Raw genomic sequence first — 19053 nt, 5'->3', positions numbered from 1 at the left:
TCATTCCATTACTGAAGCAAAAAAATCCCGTGCATATACGCACAGGATTTTTAACTTTTTATTATTTTACGTTATTAATTGTTTTAGCAGCGTCTACCGTATTTTTTAATAACATTGTGATGGTCATCGGACCAACTCCGCCTGGTACTGGTGTGATATAACCTGCAACTTCTAAAGCCGCTTCGTAATCAACATCACCAACGAGTTTACCATTTTCCATTGTGTTACCTACATCAATTACAATGGCACCCGGCTTAATATCATCTGCTTTGATAAGTCTAGGTTGTCCTACAGCTGACACAAGAATATCAGCTTGTTTTGTTAAAGCAGATAAATCTTTTGTGCGAGAGTGAGCAATTGTTACCGTTGCACTTTCTTGAAGTAACAGCATGGATACTGGTTTACCAACAATATTGCTTCGTCCAATTACTACCGCATGTTTACCTGAAATTTCTTCACCTGAACGTTTAATTAACTCAACGATACCGTGTGGTGTACATGGTAAATAGCACTCATCGCCAATAACCATATTCCCTACGCTTACTGGGTGGAAGCCATCTACATCTTTTTTAGGAGATACAGCATTTAATACTGCCTTTTCATCAATATGTTTTGGTAATGGAAGTTGAATAAGAATACCATGAACAGATGGATTTCCATTCAAGTGATGGATTTCGTTTAAAAGCTCTTCTTCCGTAATCGTTACGTCACGTTTGATAATTTCAGATGCAACACCGATTTCTTCACAAGCCTTTGCTTTTGCTTTTACATATGATTGGGACGCAGGATTTTCACCTACTAAAATCACGGTTAAACCAGGAACGATACCTTTTGTTTTTAATTGAGCTACCTCTTCTTTTAATGCGGCGCGCAGTTCTTGCGCTACTTCTTTTCCTTTAATTACTTTCGCTGTCATGATGTTTTTTGCTCCTTTCAACTGTAGCCATTTAATAAATGTACGAATTATAGTTATTAATCTAACACAAAAGTTCGGTTTTGTTCAATGTTTTTATTATTTTTATTTTAAATAGATGAAAATAAATAACAAATAACGTATATTCCGTTCTTATCGCACTATAATATTTTGTATTCACCAAAGCTGTTTTTATTCAAACGTTGCTTTTCCAAATTAAAAACCGCACCTTCGGCACGGTTTTCGACGATTTATTTTTCTGTTGATATGCTTTTCTTTGTAGTCAACGGCAGCACGTCTTCCCCTGTTTTTAGATCCTTTACATGCATTTCCTTGAGAGGCGCACTTATTTTCTTATTTTTCGGAGGTTCTTCAAAATTCTCCACCCAATCACATAGCAATTCAAATCCTTGATACACATAAGGCAGGAGAGGCTGAAGCTTTCGATCTGGGTCAATTTGATGATTCCATACTAAGCTATCAATGTGGTTTCCATTTTCAATTACATAGTGACGATGAAGGTGCTGCTTACCAGAATCTTTTACCAGTTGTTCATAAGGATAAGCATGAATATCCGGAAAAATAAGAGCATCTAACGACCCTGTAATGCTTATCAACGGAACGGAAATATCACCTGTATTTTCAATTTCACGAACTCTTTGCTTTACATCTTGGGGTCTTTCTTGATAATCATACTTTTCAAAAATAGAATCTAACGAACGATCTCTAACTCCGTTTTCAAAAAGCGTCAAGTATTTTTGCCATGGAATTCTTCCAGGTGCTTGACTGTCAAACTCATCTCTATATATATTAAGCGTTAAAAACCAATAATACTGGTCATGATATGGCCATAAAAACTCAGATCCTTTTGGCAACCCTGCCTGATACAAACGGTGCAAAGCTTCTTTTTGCGATTCACCTACCGTGTACAGTGCTTCTTCGGCATGATTTACAACAGGTGTTAAGGAAGTAATCAAGTTATCGTGATCAGCTCGCCACATAACCCCTTCCCATTCAACACCCCCATTAAAAAGCTGAGGCTCTCCATTTTTTCCATCGTTTTCTAAAGCATAACGAACAACATAACCCCCGTTAGAAATACCTAACGCATACGTTTTTATATCAAAATATTCTGTCACTTCTTTTTGAAGTTTGTGACGATAATTTTCAAACAAAAATCTCTGAGCTATTTTTGTCACTTCTCGGTATTGAATATGCCATTTTCTAATGGAGTCTTCTTCTTTGACTAGAGCGTTCTTTGCTTTAGCAAATGGATCATCTCGCACTTCTTCTCCCTGAGTTCCTTTATCAGAAGCAGCAAACGCAAACCCTTTTGCCAACACATAGTCGCTGAATAGTAAATCCGTTGATTTCTCATCTCGGGTAGCTGGGACTCCCGACATAACTAACTTTCCATTCCAATCATCAGGAATTCGAATGAGAAATTTACCACCGTCAACTTCACCTTCTACTTGAACGCCCGTTATTTCTTCAGGCTGATACATGTAATACCATCCATTTTTTTCTTCTTTTGTTCCCCAATAGATAGGAGCCAGCCCAATGTTCCCATAGGCAGTCGCTGCTTGAAATTGAAGAGGGTTTTTAGTCGTTAGCCAGTTTCCATACTTACCGTCAAACGTTGTGATATTCAAGTGATAACCTCCATTCACATTTGCTTTTGAAGACACTCTTGGGGACTGTACACGCATCATTTTAGTTAAATATTACCATCCATTTCTCAAAAAGTACATCAAAACGCCTTTCTTACAGAAAGAAAGTAGACATTTATCACAACTGAGCCCATAGCGCCGTATAATATTGAAATTTATTCAAAAAAAGGAGTGTCAATGACTATGAGTTCGTTTAATTCTTCAAAACTTTCTACGACTCTTATTCCCCCTGCTACTTCCTCCTATCCGGTTTCCGGAAGAAAATATACTCTTACTCATTCTGATACAACCGGTCAGCTTTTTTTAAGCATCGGATGCTCATATAACAACAAGGCGATAGATAAAAATATGCGTGATGAAGTACTGGCTGCTCTTCACGTAACAGACCGACAAGCAGTTATTCAAGGCGAAGTTTTTGTTAGCGGAGGTGAGTTCAGTCGCGAGCAAGCGCAGCTTCGTTATCAGATTTTCCGTCGTGAACTCCCTCTTGCTTTAGAAGCAATGTTTTACGGAGACCAAGCGTTTTTTCAACATTATCCCGACTTGCTAAATACACCGATTTACATTTATTCTATATCGACTTATCAAGAATTTAGGGGATGGTCCTATTATCAAACTCCTAAATTTTATTTAAAACAAACATGCAGCAGCTAGCACGCTAGTGCATAAACTAATGGGAAATGAACGAGGAAGGTGTGAATGTTTCATGTACAGTCAATGGGTTTACCCCTATATGCCGCGTTATTACCATCCAGTGGTTCCTACTACGAATGAAAATTATTTAGAACCTTATAGATACAATGAAGACTTATTTTCTTATATCCTGCATGAAGAAGAGGAAGTTAGATCTACACGCGATGTAGACAGAGTGATGAAAATTTTAAAACGCCAGTATCAGTCCATCTACAGAGATGCTCAACGAGGCGGGATGGATAGCAAACTAACAGAATACTTATTTCGTTCCATTGTAAGATTTGTTGATGATAACTATAACAATTACAGCGGATCTATTAACGAACGCGTCGAAAAAGCCGCGCGACAGCTGAAAAAACGTGACCCCTGGATATTTGAACTTTTTAACTTATACAGCGTTTCCCCCGCTTCACAAGTTCGAATTACCAATACGATTTTAACCGTTTCATTTGAAAATTTACGTAGAGGAAATGAAGTGCCAAATCCTAGATAAACAAAAAACCGCCACAATTGTGACGGTTTTTTGTTATGGTAATACAGTTGCTCCCATTAGATGGCTATCAACTTGTTTAGCTACTTCACGACCTTCATGAATAGCCCATACGATTAAACTTTGCCCACGACGAGCATCACCAGCAGCAAAAACACCTTCAACATTTGTTTTGTAATTTCCATACGCTGCATCTACGCGACGATTTTTCGTTTCAACACCAAACGCTGATAGAACCGGATGCTCTGGACCTTCAAACCCAATCGCAATAAAGACAAGCTGAGCTGGCCATACTTTTTCTGTTCCTGGAATTTCGGTAAAGATGTACTGTCCATTTTCACCTTTAACTTTTTCCATTTGAACCGTATGAAGTTCCTTTAGATTGCCTTGCTCATCTGCCACGATTTTTTTCGTTTGAATTGAATATTCACGTGGATCGTCCCCAAATTTTGCCTGTGCTTCTTCATAAGCATATTCAAGATTAAATACATGTGGATATTCAGGCCACATATTATCTGCTGTACGCTCAGCAGGAAGCTGAGGATGTTTACCAAACTGAACAACGCTGCGGCATTTTTGACGAAGAGCAGTAGCTACACAGTCAGCTCCCGTGTCTCCGCCTCCAATAACAATAACGTCTTTTCCTTCAGCATCAATAAATTGACCATCTTTGAAGTTAGAGTCTAAAAGGCTTTTTGTTGAAGTTGTTAAGTAGTCCATTGCAAAGTGAACTCCTTTTGCTTCACGACCTTCTAATACTAGATCTCTTTGCTTCTGAGCTCCTGTACACAAAATTACAGCATCATATTGTTCTTTTAACTCTTCAGCAGTAATGTCTTTTCCAACTTCCGTATTCGTTACAAAATCAATACCTTCTTGCGTCAATAAGCGAACACGTCTTTCCACTACTTCTTTATCTAGCTTCATATTCGGGATTCCATATGTTAATAAACCGCCAGCACGATCTGCTCTTTCATATACCGTTACTGAATGACCCGCTTGGTTCAGCTGATCTGCGCTTGCTAAGCCTGCTGGCCCAGAGCCAATAACAGCAACTTTTTTGCCTGTTCTCTTCTCCGGAATACGCGGAGTAATCCACCCATTCTCAAAGCCTTTATCAATAATAGCGCGTTCGATATTTTTAATCGAAACCGCTGGATCTGAAATAGCAAGCGTACAGGAACCTTCACACGGAGCAGGACAAACTCGTCCTGTAAACTCCGGGAAGTTGTTCGTTTTCATTAAACGCTCTAAAGCTTCTTTCCAGCGTCCTTTATAAACTAAATCATTCCACTCTGGAATTAAGTTATAGATTGGACATCCAGAAGTAAAAGCATTAATATCCATTCCCATGTGGCAAAAAGGTGTGCCACAATCCATACATCGTGCCCCTTGACGGCTTAGCGCTTCATCAGATAAAGGAGCAGCATACTCTTTCCAATCACCTAAACGTTTTAACGGGTCACGTTCCTTCCCTTTTTCACGTTTGATTTCCATAAATCCTGTTGGTTTTCCCATCGTACTCTCCCCTTTCTTACTGAGCTACCGCTTCTTGTTGTTTTGCCGATGTTTTCTTTTCTTGTTTTGCATTTTCCTCAAACGCACTCATAGCTGCTTCTTCTTCCGTTAGTCCAGCTGCTTTTTGCTCTTCAATGCGATTCATCATGCGTTTATAATCATTCGGAATCACTTTTACAAATTTTGAAAGTGATTGTTCCCAATTTTCCAAGACAAATGCTGCTTTATGACTGTTCGTATATTTCAGATGATTTGAAACCATCTCTTTTACTTCTTCTGCTTCTTCGCCTTTTAAGCTCTCAAACCCAATCATGTCTTTATTACAAAGGTTTTTGAATGCTTCTTGATCATCAGCAAATACGTAAGCAATACCGCCTGACATTCCTGCACCAAAGTTTTTACCTACATCGCCTAATACGACAACACGTCCGCCAGTCATATATTCACAGCCATGATCGCCAATTCCTTCAACCACTACGTTCACACCGCTGTTACGAACTGCAAAACGTTCCCCTGCTAGCCCGCTAACATAGGCTTCACCGCTTGTTGCACCGTAAAATGCAACGTTCCCAACGATAACATTCTCACCTGACACAGCTGTTGTTTCCTTAGGTGGAGCAACAATGATTTTACCTCCTGATAAACCTTTTCCGATATAATCATTTGCATCTCCAGTTAGATACATAGACATTCCTTTTGGAACAAACGCACCAAAACTTTGTCCTGCAGAGCCAGTGAATCGAAGAGTAATCGTATCTTCTGGCAGACCTTTCTCACCGTAACGTTTTGTAACTTCACTTCCCACAATTGTTCCAGCTACACGGTTAATATTAGAAATTGGAAGTTCTAACTCGACTTGATACTTATGCTCGATTGCTTGCTGTACCGCAGGCAAAATCTTTTGCATATCAAGAGATTCGTCAATTTTATGATTTTGAGGTGTTTTAAAGGTACGTACACCTTCAGCTTGATATAAAAGAGTTGTTAAGTCTAAGTGCTGAGCCTTCCAGTGATTTTTTGCACGTTCGCTAACGCTTAATACGTCTGTACGTCCAACCATTTCATCCACTGTTTTAAATCCAAGTTCAGCCATAATTTCGCGCACTTCTTGTGCAACAAATTTCATATAGTTAACGATGTGGTCCGCTTCTCCCAGGAACTTTTTACGAAGCTCTGGATTTTGCGTTGCCACTCCAACTGGGCATGTATCTAAGTGACACGCACGCATCATGATACAGCCTAAAACAATTAAAGGCGCCGTAGCAAAACCAAACTCTTCTGCTCCTAGAAGTGCTGCCATGACTACATCTTTACCCGTCATTAATTTCCCGTCTGTTTCAAGCACTACTTTTTCACGAAGACCGTTTAACATAAGCGTTTGATGAGCTTCTGCTAAGCCAAGTTCCCACGGTAGTCCAGTATGTTTAATACTTGTTTTTGGAGATGCTCCCGTACCTCCGTCGTAACCGCTAATGACAATAACATCCGCTACTCCTTTTGCTACTCCGGCAGCAATCGTTCCTACACCTGCTTTTGAAACGAGCTTGACGCTGATTCGTGCATCACGGTTTATATTTTTTAAGTCATGAATAAGCTGCGCTAAATCTTCAATCGAATAAATATCGTGGTGTGGAGGAGGTGAAATTAAGCCTACTCCTGGCGTTGATCCACGCACATCTGCCACCCATGGATATACTTTGTTTCCTGGAAGCTGACCGCCTTCTCCAGGTTTTGCACCTTGTGCCATTTTAATTTGAAGCTCATCCGCATTCACAAGGTAGTGACTTTTCACCCCAAAACGCCCAGAAGCGATTTGTTTAATCGCACTGCGGCGATTATCTCCATTCTCATCCAGAGTGTAGCGGCTAGGATGCTCGCCACCTTCTCCACTGTTGCTGCGTGCCCCTAAACGGTTCATCGCAATCGCTAATGTTTCATGAGCTTCTTGACTTAAAGATCCAAACGACATAGCACCTGATTTAAAACGTTTTACAATCGAATCCACGGATTCCACTTCATCAATGGAGATAGATGAACGCGATTCATTAAACGAGAACAGGTTGCGCAAGAAACCGATGCGTTCTTCATTAGCCGATTCAGAGAATTTTTTAAATAAGCTGTAATCTCCCTTACGGCAAGCCCACTGCAGCGTGTGAATTGTTTTTGGATTAAACGCATGATGCTCGCCCGTGTGTCTCCACTGGAAGTCACTTCCTGATTCTAATGTTTGCTCAATTGTTTCAACATAAGCATTGTCATGACGCGTTTTTGCTTCTTTTGCAATAACATCTAAACCGATACCGCCAAGCTGCGAGGCAGTACCTGTAAAATATTGCTCGATAACCTCTGCACTGATTCCAACTGCTTCAAAAATTTGTGCACCCCGATAACTTTGCACCGTTGAAATACCCATTTTAGACATTACTTTTACGACACCTTCAGTAACGGCTTTTACATATTTCTCAACAGCATAATCATACGATACGTTCAACGTACCTGCGTTAATTTCATTTTGATATGTTGCAAAAGTAAGATATGGATTAATTGCGTCTGCGCCGTAACCAATCAGCGCTGCAAAATGGTGCACTTCACGCGCTTCTCCCGTTTCCACTACAATGCTCGCCTTTGTACGGTTTCCTTTTCGCACTAGGTGCTGGTGCAGCCCGCTGACCGCTAATAAAGCTGGAATAGCTACGGATTGAGCTCCCGCTTCACGGTCTGTCAGAACAAGAATGCTAGCACCTGCGTTAATTGCCGCTTCAGCTTCAGCAAATACGCGATCAAGATCTGCTTTTAAATCATTTATAAATACAGCAGATATAACGGCACTTTTGAAATCCGGATGAATGGCAGACTTCAGCTGATCAGTTTGATCGTTTGTTAAAACCGGCGTCTCAAGCTGAATTCGATGAATGTTTTCTTTGGTTGGATGCAGTAAATTCCCTTCTGCACCAAGCAATGTCATTGTCGATGTAACCAACTGTTCACGAATAGCATCAATCGGTGGATTCGTTACTTGAGCAAATAGCTGCTTAAAGTAATTGAACAGCGATTGAGGACGATCAGACAACACGGCTAATGGAGTATCGTTCCCCATTGAACCAAGCGGATCTTTTCCTTCTGTAATAACTGGAACTAAATATTTATGAATATCTTCATACGTGTAGCCAAATGACTTCTGGCGAATGACCAAATCATCGAAGTATTCAGATTTTTCACCCTGCACTTCTGGCAATGTTACCAGCTGTTCATCTAACCACTCTTGATAAGGCTCAGCCTGTGCCATTTCAGATTTAATTTCTTCGTCTGAAATAATTCGGCCCTCCTCTAAATCGATTAGAAGCATTTTACCTGGGCTTAAACGATCTTTATATAATACATTTTCATCTTCAACATCAATGACGCCTACTTCTGATGAAAGTATGATGTAATCATCTTTTGTAACATAATAGCGAGCTGGACGTAAACCGTTACGGTCTAAAATAGCACCGATTTGCTTTCCATCCGTAAACGAAATAGCAGTCGGACCATCCCATGGCTCCATTAATGCGCTATGATACTCATAGAAAGCACGTTTTTCTTTTGACATGTGCGGATTCTCAGACCAAGGCTCTGGAATAAGCATCATCGCTGCATGCGCTGGCTTGCGGCCGGCCAATACAAAGAACTCTAGCGCATTATCTAACATGGATGAGTCGCTTCCTTCAGCATCTAAAATTGGAAGAACCTTCGGCAAATCCTTACCAAATGCGTCCGAAACAAACTGCTGTTCACGTGCTCTCATCCAGTTTTGATTACCGCGAAGCGTATTGATTTCACCGTTATGAATTAAATAACGGTTTGGATGTGCTCTTTCCCAGCTTGGGAACGTGTTTGTGCTAAAGCGAGAATGCACTAAAGCAAACGCTGAAGTAAAGTCTTCATCTTGTAGGTCAAGATAAAAAGCATCAACTTGCTCAGGCGTTAATAACCCTTTGTACACAATTGTTCTACTTGAAAGACTCGTAAAATAAAAACGGTTTTGACGCGCCTGCGCCCAATTTTCCGCTTGCTTACGAATAACATATAGCTTGCGTTCAAACGCTAAGTCATCTTGAATACTGTCATTTGCCCCAATAAATACTTGTCGTACGTACGGACAGCTTTCTTTTGCAACTTTTCCGATTTTTCCGACATTTACAGGTACAGTTCTCCAACCCAGTAACGTTTGTCCCTCTTCTTCAATTAATTTATTAATATAAGCTTCGATTTCTCGACGCTCGTCTTCGTTATTTGAGAAAAAGATCATTCCAACTCCATAACGACCTTTTTCTGGCAAGTTCAATTCAACGCATGTCTTTTTAAAGAACGCGTGTGGAATTTGTACCATTAATCCAGCTCCATCTCCTGTTAGCGGATCGCTTCCCTGTCCGCCTCGATGGTCAAGCTGGCAAAGCATATTTAGTCCTTTTTTAACGATATCATGTGACGCTACGCCTTTCAATTGAGCGTATAGTCCGATTCCACATGCATCGTGCTCAAATTCAGGACGGTAGAGACCTTGAGCTTTTGGCATTTGATTGTATGTCATCTTCTTCTCCCCCGTTCGTTTTCTTTATCTTTTTAAGATCACCTGTTTACATTGTAAGTTTTCAAATCAATATAAACAATATATAATTTAGATGAAACTAATCTAATTTTGATATATATAGATGGAGGATGCCTATGGAACTGCGTCAATTACGCTATTTTATGGAAGTTGCAAAAAGAGAACACGTATCTGAGGCGGCAGAATATCTGCATGTGGCTCAATCAGCGATCAGCCGTCAAATCGCGAACCTGGAGTCTGAGCTAGGTGTTAGTTTATTCAAACGCGAAGGAAGAAATGTCAAGTTAACAGCAATAGGAAAAGTCTTTCTTGAGCATACGGAGACGGCTATGAAAGCTATTGACTATGCGAAAGAACAAATTGATGAATACCTGGATCCCGAAAGAGGAACGATTAAAATCGGATTTCCAACAAGCCTTGCCAGTCACCTTCTTCCTACTATTATATCAGCCTTTAAAGAAGAACACCCAAATGTTGCTTTTCATCTTAGACAAGGTTCGTACAAATTTTTAATTGAATCGGTAAAAAAAAGAGATATTAATATCGCTTTTTTAGGCCCTGTACCTGTAGAGGACCAGAGTATAGAAGGGCATATTTTATTCACAGAAAATCTTTTAGCCCTTGTTCCTTCTCATCATCCGCTCGCTGAACGGGATAACATCCGGCTGCGGGATTTAAGAAATGAAGATTTTGTGCTATTTCCAAAGGGATTCATTTTACATAAAATGGCCTTTGACGCTTGCAAACAAGCAGGATTCATGCCCAATATTTCATCTGAAGGAGAAGATTTAGATGCGATTAAAGGTCTTGTATCCGCAGGAATCGGCGTCACGCTTCTTCCTGAAAGCACAGTGTCTGAAACGACTCCTCGTTTTACGACTAAACTTCCTATTCATACGCCGCAGCTTCAGCGTACAGTCGGGATGATTATTCCTAGAAATCGTGATTTAGCACCTTCTGATAAAATTTTTTATAAGTTTGTCAAAACCTTTTTTGAACGGTTGGAGCAGTATAAATAAGAGAGGCCCCCTGCCTCTCTTATTCTTTGCTTTACACACTATTTCTCAGCTGATCAATTGTTTAAATAGATCTTCTTCCCCTAAAGCTAACAGGCATTGACGCTTACCGGACTCTTTCTTATACTGAAGTAACTGACTAAAAAGAAACAAGGTGACTGCTATGGATTTTAAAATTAATTTTTTATCATTTTACGTAATACAAGTAGAAGGAAAAGAAGAACAAGCCTCTAAACAATATAAGCATTTTCAAACGCTTGATACGGAAGAATATGAAGAAAGTTCCATTAAAGATTTTTTAGACGGTGAATTTAAAAAAATTGTAAAACGCAAAGTAGAACGACACCCCAAAGCAGAACAAGTGCCTACAAAGCTCGGGTATTTTATAGTTGAACCAGGACACGCTCTCGACTCAAACCCTAATTATAATTTATTTCACCGCACTCGTTTTGCCACAACCAAAGAAGAATTTGAAGAAAACAGCGAGCAGTTTATCAATGCGTACCTTGATACTGTAGCCGTTCGAGGAGGAGCATTTTTAGTTGTATCTGCTGTTCCAAGAAAATATTTTGATCATGCTTTTGTGTTTATTTTAAAATGTGACTTTGAACCAAAAGTGGCTTCAATTTCAGATGAATCAACTCTTATTCGCCACGTAGAGATGGCGATTACTACTAAAAACATGAAATCTATTCAATACCCATACATGCCTGAAGAAGGCATGGTCGAAGAAAGTGAACTCGTCATCCACCAAGCGTCACACGCCCGTTACTTTGAAGACTTCTTAAAATTCATTGACTATAACGAGCCGATGCCTGAAATCATGAAAACACAAGTGATGGATATGGTGCGTGAACATGTCAGCGAAACGTTTGAAGCGGAAAGCGTAGAACTCGAACAGTTTGAGTCAGATATGGAACTATGGGCAACAAGTGAAAAGCGTGAGCTTCAAGAACGTTTAGATACGCATCAAGTCATGGAAGCTGCTGCTCATATCGTCGAGCATACGCCTGATGCCGAGCTTAAAATGAAGCTTGGCGAAACAGAGATTAAAGGACTGTTAGCTGATTTCGGGGAAAATATTCACTTAGCGAAAGTGAACGGACGCTACTTGGCTTTAATTGAAGCGGAATCGATTCTGTTTGAAAAAGGCGCTTCTCCGATTGAGTTTCATAAGCCGGGTGATTTGCACGGGATTATTGAGAAAATCAGCAGTAAGAAATGGGAAGAATAATAAAAGCCAGAGAGCACAATGCAGCTCTCTGGCTTTTATTTAACTGAAAAAGTAGCTCTATTTATCCACCTTAATTCTCTACTAATTGGCTCACGGAAACATTTTGTTCATTCTCCGGCTGACCTAGCGGATAAATTCTTACCGTGTCATTTTCTTCGCTTACATGTTGAATATAAACGGCCGTATCGTTATACGTAACGTTAGCCATAACGGGTGAATCAGCAATTTGTTTTGCTCGCTGCTTGTCCACGTTTCTTCCCCCTCTATGCTGATATACATATAAGGTTTGCTTAAAGAATAGATGCTATTCGCCCCCTAGAGCAGTTCTACCGTTTTTTAGCGGTGCGGTAGCCAAGGTAAAAAACGAAAGAAGTATAGGTAATAAATGCAGCTCCGGCCAACAAGAGCATTTTGTGATGATGCCAAAGGACCGCATATGTTTTGATGAAGATTCCCTTTGTGAGTAAAATATATTGATACACAATAAAAGCAACCACTAAAGCAAGAAACAGCACTCGAAACAAACGAATGAAATCAATGTTAGATAAAACTGAAGCAGCTTTTACCCAGGGTGATGTAGGAGGCTGCGCTTTTTTGGTGCTCCGGCTCTTCGACTTTTGTTTCTTTGCAGGCGGAGCTTTTGATTCTTCTATTTTAGGTGCTGGTTTTTGTTTCCCTTGAGCCATCGGTCGCTTTCCCTCTTTCTTAAATAAAGTGTCTAAAAAAGAAGCTTTTCTATTTTGCATATTCAAGAAAGGACCGGCTATCTCCTTTTCGCTTTTAAAAATACTTTCCTTTTTTAAATACAGAATGTCTTTAGGTATGTGCCTATAGCATTTTTCTTATCTTCGCATACGTTATATCGTGTTTGATTTGAAATTACTATTTAAAAGGAGCGATGCCCTAATGAACCCTTATTATTTCAACCCTGGATACATTCCTCAGCAAGTTGATTACTCAGTTCAACAATATTATCCCCCTTACGTACCACAGCATGAAGAATACGATGAAAGACAGCAGCTTCAAAATCTTGGAGGATTTGAACGAAGAATTCGTGCCCTTGAGAGACAAAATGAGGAGCAAGTCAGAGAAATTACTCGTTTAAATCGAGTTGTGGAGCGACATACTGACCGTATAAACAGATTAAATCAGCGCTTACGCAATGTAGAAAGAAGACTTAACATTCCATTTACAGCAAGCCAGGACGGATTTTAAACTCACCTTAAGCATTCCCGTTTCTTTTGAGCGAGAATGCTTTTTTACATGTCTTCCGTCGTTTTTGATAGCACAAAGGATATTTGATTAAACTTTACATAAAATAAAATTTGACTATGAAAAAGAAAAGGAGAAAATCACATGAAATCCCCTGTTGTTATTTGTCCTAACTGTCATTCTCAAAAAGAGCTTGCTACCGTTTTAACTGCTCAGTCCAATCAAAACGTTATCTATACATGCTCAGCTTGCAGCTATAAGCTGACAAACATTAAAACAAGCAAAGGATAATCAGTATCTCTCACCTCACTTAGTACCTATACTCAATACGTTCTTCTGTCCACATACAAAAATTAACGTTTACGTAAATGTTATTAATTTTGTATACTAATAGTATTATGGGAAAGGGAGTTGAAGAAGTTGAAGTTTAAAATGAAGGAACGCGGGCAGCTGCATTTGAGTCCCGAAGGAAAACAATTGATTTTAGACTTGTACGAATCAAATATGATGGAATCTGTAAATGAAGCTTTGGATGCTGAAACAAGAAACTTTCACAGTGGAAAAGCCGATGGGATACAGGCTATTCTACTTCTTTTAGGAGTACAGCTAGAAGAAAACACTTCACAATCATAAATGAATGCCCTATAAAAACCGTAAAAGCAGACGCACTCTTCTGGTGAATGCGCCTGCTTTTTATGATTCTTCCTGCTCAAATTTTACAATTGCAGTCTTAGCACGATCTCTCAGTGACAGAAGGTCAGACTCTACTTTTAAGATATTTTTCTTTTTCTGTTCAATCAGCTTGAGCTGCTCTTCTACCGTATGTAACACTTGCTCTAACTTTTCTTTTTGTTGACTTGTTCCTTTCACTTGCCTATAATCCATCTTTTGTATTTCAAGAGTATCACTTAAAGCAAGAAATTCCTGTAATTCTTGAAGTGAAAAGCCCATGACTTCTTTGGCATTCGTAATTTTCTTTAAAAATTCTACATGTTCTTCGGTGTACAGACGAAATCCACCTTCACTTCTTGGAGGTGCTGGCATCAGTCCAATTTGTTCATAATAACGAATTGTACGTTTTGTTAAACCGCTTTGCTTCGCTACATCATCTATTTTTAGTTCACTCATTTTTAAATCCCCTTTAATCAATTAACAATGTCAACTTTTCATACTTGTTACTATTATACACTAACGCTAGATATCTCAAAACAAATCTGAACAGCTGTGCACTTATTTAAAAATAAATAAGCAATTTCTTTACCCTTTTTTAGAGTAAAAAAATTGCTTATACAGTATATGCTGGGTTCTTTTCTCTAAAACCTTATCATAAGTGCCGTTTTTGTTAATTTACGATTTAGCATACAAATTAATAAATTTGTTTTTGAGAGTTCTTATTTCTATCCACTAAATGTTTATTAACTTGTATGTAGCCTTCTCTTTCTGTACTAGCCCCGCCTGCGCTGAGTACACCGATAGCCACGCATGCTATCCAACCTAATTTCATTATAACAGAAAGCGCTTACATAATAAAGTGTTATGCTTTAATTTCTAAAAAGTTATAAATAAAATCAGCAGGTATTTTTCCACCTCCTGCTGATTTGTTAAATAGAACCGGCACGATACAGCTTTATCAAACAGTAAATAAGTCATCTTAATAAGCTACTTTATAAATCAAAAACCGTTCATATGGGTTTTTACGATCCAACTCTGGCAGCATTACTTCTTCTTTTAAAATGAAAGAAGGGTGTTTTTCGAGATGATGAAGATAATCCTCCGAACTATAATATAAAATCAAATCAATCTCACGCTTATTCTCTTCCCACGAAAGCAAAATATTGTTCACTACTTGGATAAAGATTTGAACTGAAAAAGGATTAAAAAAATAAAAGCAGTTGTCTAGTGGGTGAACCTTATATTCCTGAGCTAAACAACACTGAAAATGAATATGATTTTTGCGGCCCTTGGCTTTTTTCAAATAGCGCCTCTGATTATCTATGGCCTGCTCATAAAAGTGCTCGTTCATTTCTACCCCTACAGCAGTAGCATTGCACAGGTAGTTCACGTAAAAATTTAGCCTTCCTTTTCCACACCCGAAGTCGACAATTCTATCGCTGCTTGTTAGCTCATACTGAGTGAAAAGTGTTTCTAATGCACTATAAGGCGTGGGTTCATAACGATGGTAATGAAATGAATTATTAAATCCCTTTTGTTCTCCCGTTGTTTTTATATTTAATAAAGCGTCATAATATTGCTCATTCATGGCCAATCTCCTGTTTATAGTTGTTGAAAAAGAGAAGGACAGATGTCCTTCTCTTTTTTCTCACTCTACTTTCACACGCATTTCTGATATTTTAAGACCAATCTCTTCGATTAACTGCACAGCTTCCGCTCGTTTTTGATCATCTAATGTGCTGATTCCCCGTACGTCTACGCTTTTTAAATATCGATAAGAGGCTTTAAGAAGTTCTAATGTATCCTCTTGGTCAAATGTTTTCATGATTATCTCCTCCAGTATATGTAGTTACTATATGTATACCACAAACATGTCCGTAATAAATCTAACCTGTTTAATAAATACTAAACGTATCTGATTTATCTAAGAGGAAATGCACTTCTAATAGCTGATATATACTCAAAAAATTCCTGGGTTTTCGAATTTTTACGTTCATTTCTCGTATTAGTTGCAAAAAAAGCTTCTCTTTGCGCTTTACTTATCTCAATTTGCACACCCATCCGCCTAGCTGTTTTATTGGTTATATTTCTAGGGCTTGTACCGGAAAAAGGTTCTTGATCTGATAAAATTTCTGCACTAAAACCTTTGGAAACAAGCGCTTCATGTACCTTAGACCTTAACGCTTTGTCAGCACCGCCGATTTTAGTGTGTTTTTCACTTTTATCATTGTATCCATGAAAAGATACTGCATAGTCTTCTTTCGATATAATAGTTAGCGCATGAGGTTCATCAAAATGAGTGGATGTGATATGAAGATCGGCATTCCCTGCTTTCTTTAACCCTTCAAATATATAGTACGAGTATTCGTTTCCTGCTAGCCCAACAGCAAGTTCGGATGTTCCAGTTTCGATACCTCCGCCGTGTATCGCGAGCATAATAATGTTAGAAGGTCTGATTTCAAATTGAATTTTATAGTCCTGGTTGTATACTTCATAAGAGGCAAGTTCAGAGAAGCTAGCATATTTATCTGGCATCATATATCCTCCTTGTGAATAAGACATAGTAAACAAACTTATTAGTTCTTTCTTTAATGTACCACATCTTTTCTTTCATCACATACTATGTGATTGCAATTACCAATAAATATGGTACGATTAAGTTCGAGTTTCTTGCTCGTTAAAAGTTCACCAGATAGTCAAAATTTTCATTTTTAAGCATTCCATTTTTATCTTATAATAAAGGATGTACTTATTTTTAATTGGTAATCCGACATTTTTCTTTGTTTTTTTAAAAAGTTCAAGGAATGTTAACAAATTTTACGAGCAACCTTGATGTAATTACGATTTTTTTTTGTTAAAATAGTTTAGTTGATTAATAAAGATTAGGTTTATTCATGCAAGAATAAGCTCAAAAAGGAGAATTGCTGTGAAAAATACCGAAGTTATCACAAAGGAATCACTTCCTATCAATCAGTATTTTTCCCGGGAAGTAATCAGTGCTATTATAAAAACTGGGATTATTAAATCGAACTCACTAGGAATGGTTGCTGGGCTTTGTCTCGCAATTGCTGTTAATGACTTAAGCTTTGTGACACAAATTCCTATCATTATTTTGGCTTTAATTGGGACATCCTTTGTCGTAGGAGGAGCTGGGGCAGTTAATAACTTCTATGACCGTGATATTGATGCGATCATGAAACGTACGAAAGACAGACCGACGGTAACAGGAGCGGTCAACCCAAAATTTGCTCTATGGTTAGGACTGGCTTTATTTGTTATTGGTGTAGGTATTTTATTTTTAGTTTCTAACATGGCCGCCATTATGGGTATTTTAGGATTTTTCTTTTATGTAGTGCCTTATACTATGCTTACAAAGCGTACAACCATTTATAATACCGAAGTCGGAAGTATTTCTGGAGCTATGCCTCCAATCATTGGCTGGGCCGCTATTTCACCAGACTTATTTCATCCGGTAGCAATTGGATTGTTTGTATTTATGTTTTTATGGCAGCCTCCTCACTTCTACGCTATTGCGATTAGAAGACTTGAGGAATATAAAGCCGCAGGTGTCCCAATGCTTCCTGTAGTAAAAGGTATCCGTCGTTCCAAAGTCCAAACGCTTGTATACCTAGTTATTTTGCTAGCGGCATCTTTCTTATTTTTGTCGTTTAGTAAAATTATCGCATTTACAATGTTCGGTTTAACACTAGTGTGGATGCTTCTTGGGATTGTTGGATTTAAAAAATTAGAAGATACAAAATGGGCTACTTTAATGTTTGTGTTCTCATTGAACCATCTTACGATTATTTTTGCCCTTATGATTATACTGTCATTTTTTAAATAATAAACGTTCAAAAGCAGGTAGCTATCAGCTACCTGCTTTTATACTAGATACATCTTTTGCTTTAAGCGAAATTATTCCTCCGTACCTTGCCGAAACTGTTCCACCTAACGCGTTAGCAAAGATTGTGTACTGCTTCTGTGACTCCTCACTTTCAGGTAATCCTTTTTCGTGAACACACCATAAAATTCCTGCCATAAATGCATCACCCGCTCCCGTCGTGTCTATCGCCTGCACTTCTTTTGCACTCACATGAAGCGTTTGATTTGCAGTAACGGCTGCTGCGCCATTTTCTCCCTGAGTGACCCATACGTACGGAATATGATACGCTCTCAGTTTTTCTAGGCTTTCTGTCAGGTCTGCTGAATTCATCAAAAATAGGAGCTCATCTTGAGAGATTTTCAAAATGTCTGTTTCGGACAAAAACGGTGTCAGGATATTTCTACATGCTGCTTCATTTTCCCATCTTTTCATTCGAATATTTGGATCAAACGCTACAAGCAAACGATGTTTTTTTGCGAGCTTCACAGCTTCTTTTGTAGTTTCCTGAGAAATCGGGTGAAACAACGTACCTGATCCAAAATAAAAAATCGCTGCCTGCTCAAATAAAGCTTCCTGCAGCTCATGTTTATACACTTGCTCATGAGGTGTAGAATCTATGTAGGAATGAAAATAACGATCTCCTTCTTTACTTTTATGTACATACACTTCACAAACTTTTTTAGCCTCCGATATTACACAGCCGCTTTGATTCACTCCTTCAATTAAAAGGTTCTTTCTTACAAAATCACTTGTTTCATCACTGCCTAACTTGCAGATATAATATGCTTTTGCTCCTAACTTCTGAACTCCAACTGCTACATTAACGGTTGTGCCTCCTAAAAAAGGGTCAAAGCTGGTGTTAAATTCGTTTTTAGCAATATAATCAATAAATGCCTCACCGTATGAAATAATTCCTTTTTTCAAGTTAATCCTCACCTTCTTTCTTCTGTCTCCCAACGCATTTGACACATACACACGCTTTTCCTCTGCTTTCTAAAGGAATTTGTTTAAACAGCTCAGGAGTAAAAATTTTCTGCATGCACCAACACTTTTCTATTTCTCTGCCTTGTACAGAAGCACAGTTATTTTTTTCTCCGCAGATAGGACATCTGCTATCATCGCCTGAAAATGGCATGAATTCCCCTCCTTTTTTTCTATGCAATT

The 19053-nt window shown here is 38.7% G+C and carries 20 protein-coding genes; 8 read left to right on the top strand and 12 right to left on the bottom strand.

The genetic code is table 11. From position 1 onward, the window contains the following. Positions 1-61: 61 nt before the first annotated feature. A complete protein-coding gene (gene folD / locus Q5794_RS11140) occupies positions 62-916 on the bottom strand; it encodes a bifunctional methylenetetrahydrofolate dehydrogenase/methenyltetrahydrofolate cyclohydrolase FolD (RefSeq protein WP_028408722.1) in 855 nt (284 codons plus the stop codon). A 248-nt stretch (positions 917-1164) separates the two neighbouring features. Next, on the bottom strand, positions 1165-2565 hold the full coding sequence (locus tag Q5794_RS11135) for an alpha/beta hydrolase (protein ID WP_192997284.1): 1401 nt from the start codon (positions 2563-2565) through the stop codon (positions 1165-1167). A 201-nt stretch (positions 2566-2766) separates the two neighbouring features. On the opposite strand from Q5794_RS11135, the gene Q5794_RS11130 reads away from it, so the two are divergent. Together Q5794_RS11130 and Q5794_RS11125 are read left to right on the top strand one after the other, a co-directional pair. Beyond that, positions 2767-3237 carry a staygreen family protein gene (locus Q5794_RS11130; protein WP_214987129.1) on the top strand — a complete coding sequence of 157 codons (471 nt, stop codon included), beginning with the start codon at positions 2767-2769 and terminating at the stop codon, positions 3235-3237. A 52-nt stretch (positions 3238-3289) separates the two neighbouring features. After that, on the top strand, positions 3290-3769 hold the full coding sequence (locus Q5794_RS11125) for a hypothetical protein (RefSeq protein ID WP_016763905.1): 480 nt from the start codon (positions 3290-3292) through the stop codon (positions 3767-3769). 33 nt (positions 3770-3802) lie between these two features. Here Q5794_RS11125 and gltD read toward each other — a convergent pair whose 3' ends face one another. Continuing rightward, a complete protein-coding gene (gltD, locus tag Q5794_RS11120; protein ID WP_192997282.1) occupies positions 3803-5284 on the bottom strand; it encodes a glutamate synthase small subunit in 1482 nt (493 codons plus the stop codon). A gap of 16 nt (positions 5285-5300) precedes the next feature. Beyond that, complete coding sequence (gene gltB, locus Q5794_RS11115) at positions 5301-9854, bottom strand: glutamate synthase large subunit (protein WP_214987130.1); 4554 nt, start codon at positions 9852-9854, stop codon at positions 5301-5303. Between the two features lie 134 nt (positions 9855-9988). Here gltB and Q5794_RS11110 point away from each other — a divergent pair, with 134 nt between their 5' ends. Continuing rightward, complete coding sequence (locus Q5794_RS11110) at positions 9989-10891, top strand: LysR family transcriptional regulator (protein ID WP_013056801.1); 903 nt, start codon at positions 9989-9991, stop codon at positions 10889-10891. Between the two features lie 160 nt (positions 10892-11051). Beyond that, positions 11052-12122, top strand: a complete 1071-nt coding sequence (locus Q5794_RS11105) for a DUF3900 domain-containing protein (RefSeq protein ID WP_374989094.1) — start codon at positions 11052-11054, stop codon at positions 12120-12122. A 70-nt stretch (positions 12123-12192) separates the two neighbouring features. On the opposite strand, the gene Q5794_RS11100 is transcribed toward Q5794_RS11105, so the two are convergent. Together Q5794_RS11100 and Q5794_RS11095 are read right to left on the bottom strand one after the other, a co-directional pair. Then, positions 12193-12372, bottom strand: coding sequence for an H-type small acid-soluble spore protein (locus Q5794_RS11100; RefSeq protein WP_013056799.1), 180 nt, complete (start codon positions 12370-12372; stop codon positions 12193-12195). A 76-nt stretch (positions 12373-12448) separates the two neighbouring features. Beyond that, positions 12449-12868 carry a hypothetical protein gene (locus Q5794_RS11095; protein WP_251034371.1) on the bottom strand — a complete coding sequence of 140 codons (420 nt, stop codon included), beginning with the start codon at positions 12866-12868 and terminating at the stop codon, positions 12449-12451. Between the two features lie 160 nt (positions 12869-13028). Between Q5794_RS11095 and Q5794_RS11090 the strand changes: the two genes are divergently transcribed. The 3 genes from Q5794_RS11090 to Q5794_RS11080 all read left to right on the top strand — a co-directional run bounded on the left by Q5794_RS11090 (position 13029) and on the right by Q5794_RS11080 (position 13967). Further along, a complete protein-coding gene (locus Q5794_RS11090; RefSeq protein ID WP_013056797.1) occupies positions 13029-13337 on the top strand; it encodes a flagellar hook-associated protein FlgK in 309 nt (102 codons plus the stop codon). A gap of 141 nt (positions 13338-13478) precedes the next feature. Further along, complete coding sequence (locus Q5794_RS11085) at positions 13479-13625, top strand: hypothetical protein (RefSeq protein WP_097823584.1); 147 nt, start codon at positions 13479-13481, stop codon at positions 13623-13625. A gap of 129 nt (positions 13626-13754) precedes the next feature. After that, positions 13755-13967: a hypothetical protein gene (locus Q5794_RS11080; RefSeq protein ID WP_192997279.1), complete on the top strand. Its 213-nt coding sequence runs from the start codon at positions 13755-13757 to the stop codon at positions 13965-13967. Positions 13968-14027: 60 nt separating this feature from the next. Here the strand turns inward: Q5794_RS11080 and Q5794_RS11075 are convergent, their stop codons facing one another. From Q5794_RS11075 to Q5794_RS11060, 4 genes are all read right to left on the bottom strand, one after another. Next, on the bottom strand, positions 14028-14462 hold the full coding sequence (locus Q5794_RS11075; protein WP_013056794.1) for a MerR family transcriptional regulator: 435 nt from the start codon (positions 14460-14462) through the stop codon (positions 14028-14030). 523 nt (positions 14463-14985) lie between these two features. Then, on the bottom strand, positions 14986-15594 hold the full coding sequence (locus tag Q5794_RS11070) for a methyltransferase (RefSeq protein WP_214987134.1): 609 nt from the start codon (positions 15592-15594) through the stop codon (positions 14986-14988). Positions 15595-15654: 60 nt separating this feature from the next. Continuing rightward, positions 15655-15831, bottom strand: a complete 177-nt coding sequence (locus Q5794_RS11065; protein WP_214987135.1) for a hypothetical protein — start codon at positions 15829-15831, stop codon at positions 15655-15657. A gap of 95 nt (positions 15832-15926) precedes the next feature. Continuing rightward, the gene (locus tag Q5794_RS11060; RefSeq protein ID WP_214987136.1) at positions 15927-16544 is read right to left on the bottom strand and encodes a poly-gamma-glutamate hydrolase family protein; all 618 of its coding nucleotides are present in this window, start codon (positions 16542-16544) and stop codon (positions 15927-15929) included. Between the two features lie 388 nt (positions 16545-16932). Here Q5794_RS11060 and cyoE point away from each other — a divergent pair, with 388 nt between their 5' ends. Then, positions 16933-17850, top strand: coding sequence for a heme o synthase (cyoE, locus tag Q5794_RS11055; RefSeq protein WP_013056789.1), 918 nt, complete (start codon positions 16933-16935; stop codon positions 17848-17850). Positions 17851-17874: 24 nt separating this feature from the next. Here the strand turns inward: cyoE and Q5794_RS11050 are convergent, their stop codons facing one another. Then, on the bottom strand, positions 17875-18813 hold the full coding sequence (locus tag Q5794_RS11050; RefSeq protein ID WP_214987137.1) for a carbohydrate kinase family protein: 939 nt from the start codon (positions 18811-18813) through the stop codon (positions 17875-17877). A gap of 1 nt (position 18814) precedes the next feature. Beyond that, positions 18815-19024, bottom strand: a complete 210-nt coding sequence (locus Q5794_RS11045) for a cysteine-rich CWC family protein (RefSeq protein ID WP_192997273.1) — start codon at positions 19022-19024, stop codon at positions 18815-18817. Positions 19025-19053: the final 29 nt, after the last annotated feature.

The organism is Priestia megaterium, assembly GCF_041941685.1.
GTDB lineage: Bacteria > Bacillota > Bacilli > Bacillales > Bacillaceae_H > Priestia > Priestia megaterium_C.
Note: the sequence above shows the minus strand (reverse complement) of the source record. Positions and strands in the feature narration are given on the sequence as shown.

What these genes read in the sequence shown, in the direction of transcription:
- Q5794_RS11085 (WP_097823584.1), top strand. Translation starts at nt 13,479, where the DNA reads ATGAAATCCCCTGTTGTTATTTGTCCTAACTGTCATTCTCAAAAAGAG.
- Q5794_RS11070 (WP_214987134.1), bottom strand. Translation starts at nt 15,594, where the DNA reads ATGAATGAGCAATATTATGACGCTTTATTAAATATAAAAACAACGGGA.
- Q5794_RS11090 (WP_013056797.1), top strand. Translation starts at nt 13,029, where the DNA reads ATGAACCCTTATTATTTCAACCCTGGATACATTCCTCAGCAAGTTGAT.
- Q5794_RS11095 (WP_251034371.1), bottom strand. Translation starts at nt 12,868, where the DNA reads ATGCAAAATAGAAAAGCTTCTTTTTTAGACACTTTATTTAAGAAAGAG.
- Q5794_RS11125 (WP_016763905.1), top strand. Translation starts at nt 3,290, where the DNA reads ATGTACAGTCAATGGGTTTACCCCTATATGCCGCGTTATTACCATCCA.
- gltB (WP_214987130.1), bottom strand. Translation starts at nt 9,854, where the DNA reads ATGACATACAATCAAATGCCAAAAGCTCAAGGTCTCTACCGTCCTGAA.
- gltD (WP_192997282.1), bottom strand. Translation starts at nt 5,284, where the DNA reads ATGGGAAAACCAACAGGATTTATGGAAATCAAACGTGAAAAAGGGAAG.
- Q5794_RS11060 (WP_214987136.1), bottom strand. Translation starts at nt 16,544, where the DNA reads ATGATGCCAGATAAATATGCTAGCTTCTCTGAACTTGCCTCTTATGAA.
- Q5794_RS11075 (WP_013056794.1), bottom strand. Translation starts at nt 14,462, where the DNA reads ATGAGTGAACTAAAAATAGATGATGTAGCGAAGCAAAGCGGTTTAACA.
- Q5794_RS11110 (WP_013056801.1), top strand. Translation starts at nt 9,989, where the DNA reads ATGGAACTGCGTCAATTACGCTATTTTATGGAAGTTGCAAAAAGAGAA.
- folD (WP_028408722.1), bottom strand. Translation starts at nt 916, where the DNA reads ATGACAGCGAAAGTAATTAAAGGAAAAGAAGTAGCGCAAGAACTGCGC.
- Q5794_RS11105 (WP_374989094.1), top strand. Translation starts at nt 11,052, where the DNA reads ATGGATTTTAAAATTAATTTTTTATCATTTTACGTAATACAAGTAGAA.
- Q5794_RS11130 (WP_214987129.1), top strand. Translation starts at nt 2,767, where the DNA reads ATGAGTTCGTTTAATTCTTCAAAACTTTCTACGACTCTTATTCCCCCT.
- Q5794_RS11045 (WP_192997273.1), bottom strand. Translation starts at nt 19,024, where the DNA reads ATGCCATTTTCAGGCGATGATAGCAGATGTCCTATCTGCGGAGAAAAA.
- Q5794_RS11065 (WP_214987135.1), bottom strand. Translation starts at nt 15,831, where the DNA reads ATGAAAACATTTGACCAAGAGGATACATTAGAACTTCTTAAAGCCTCT.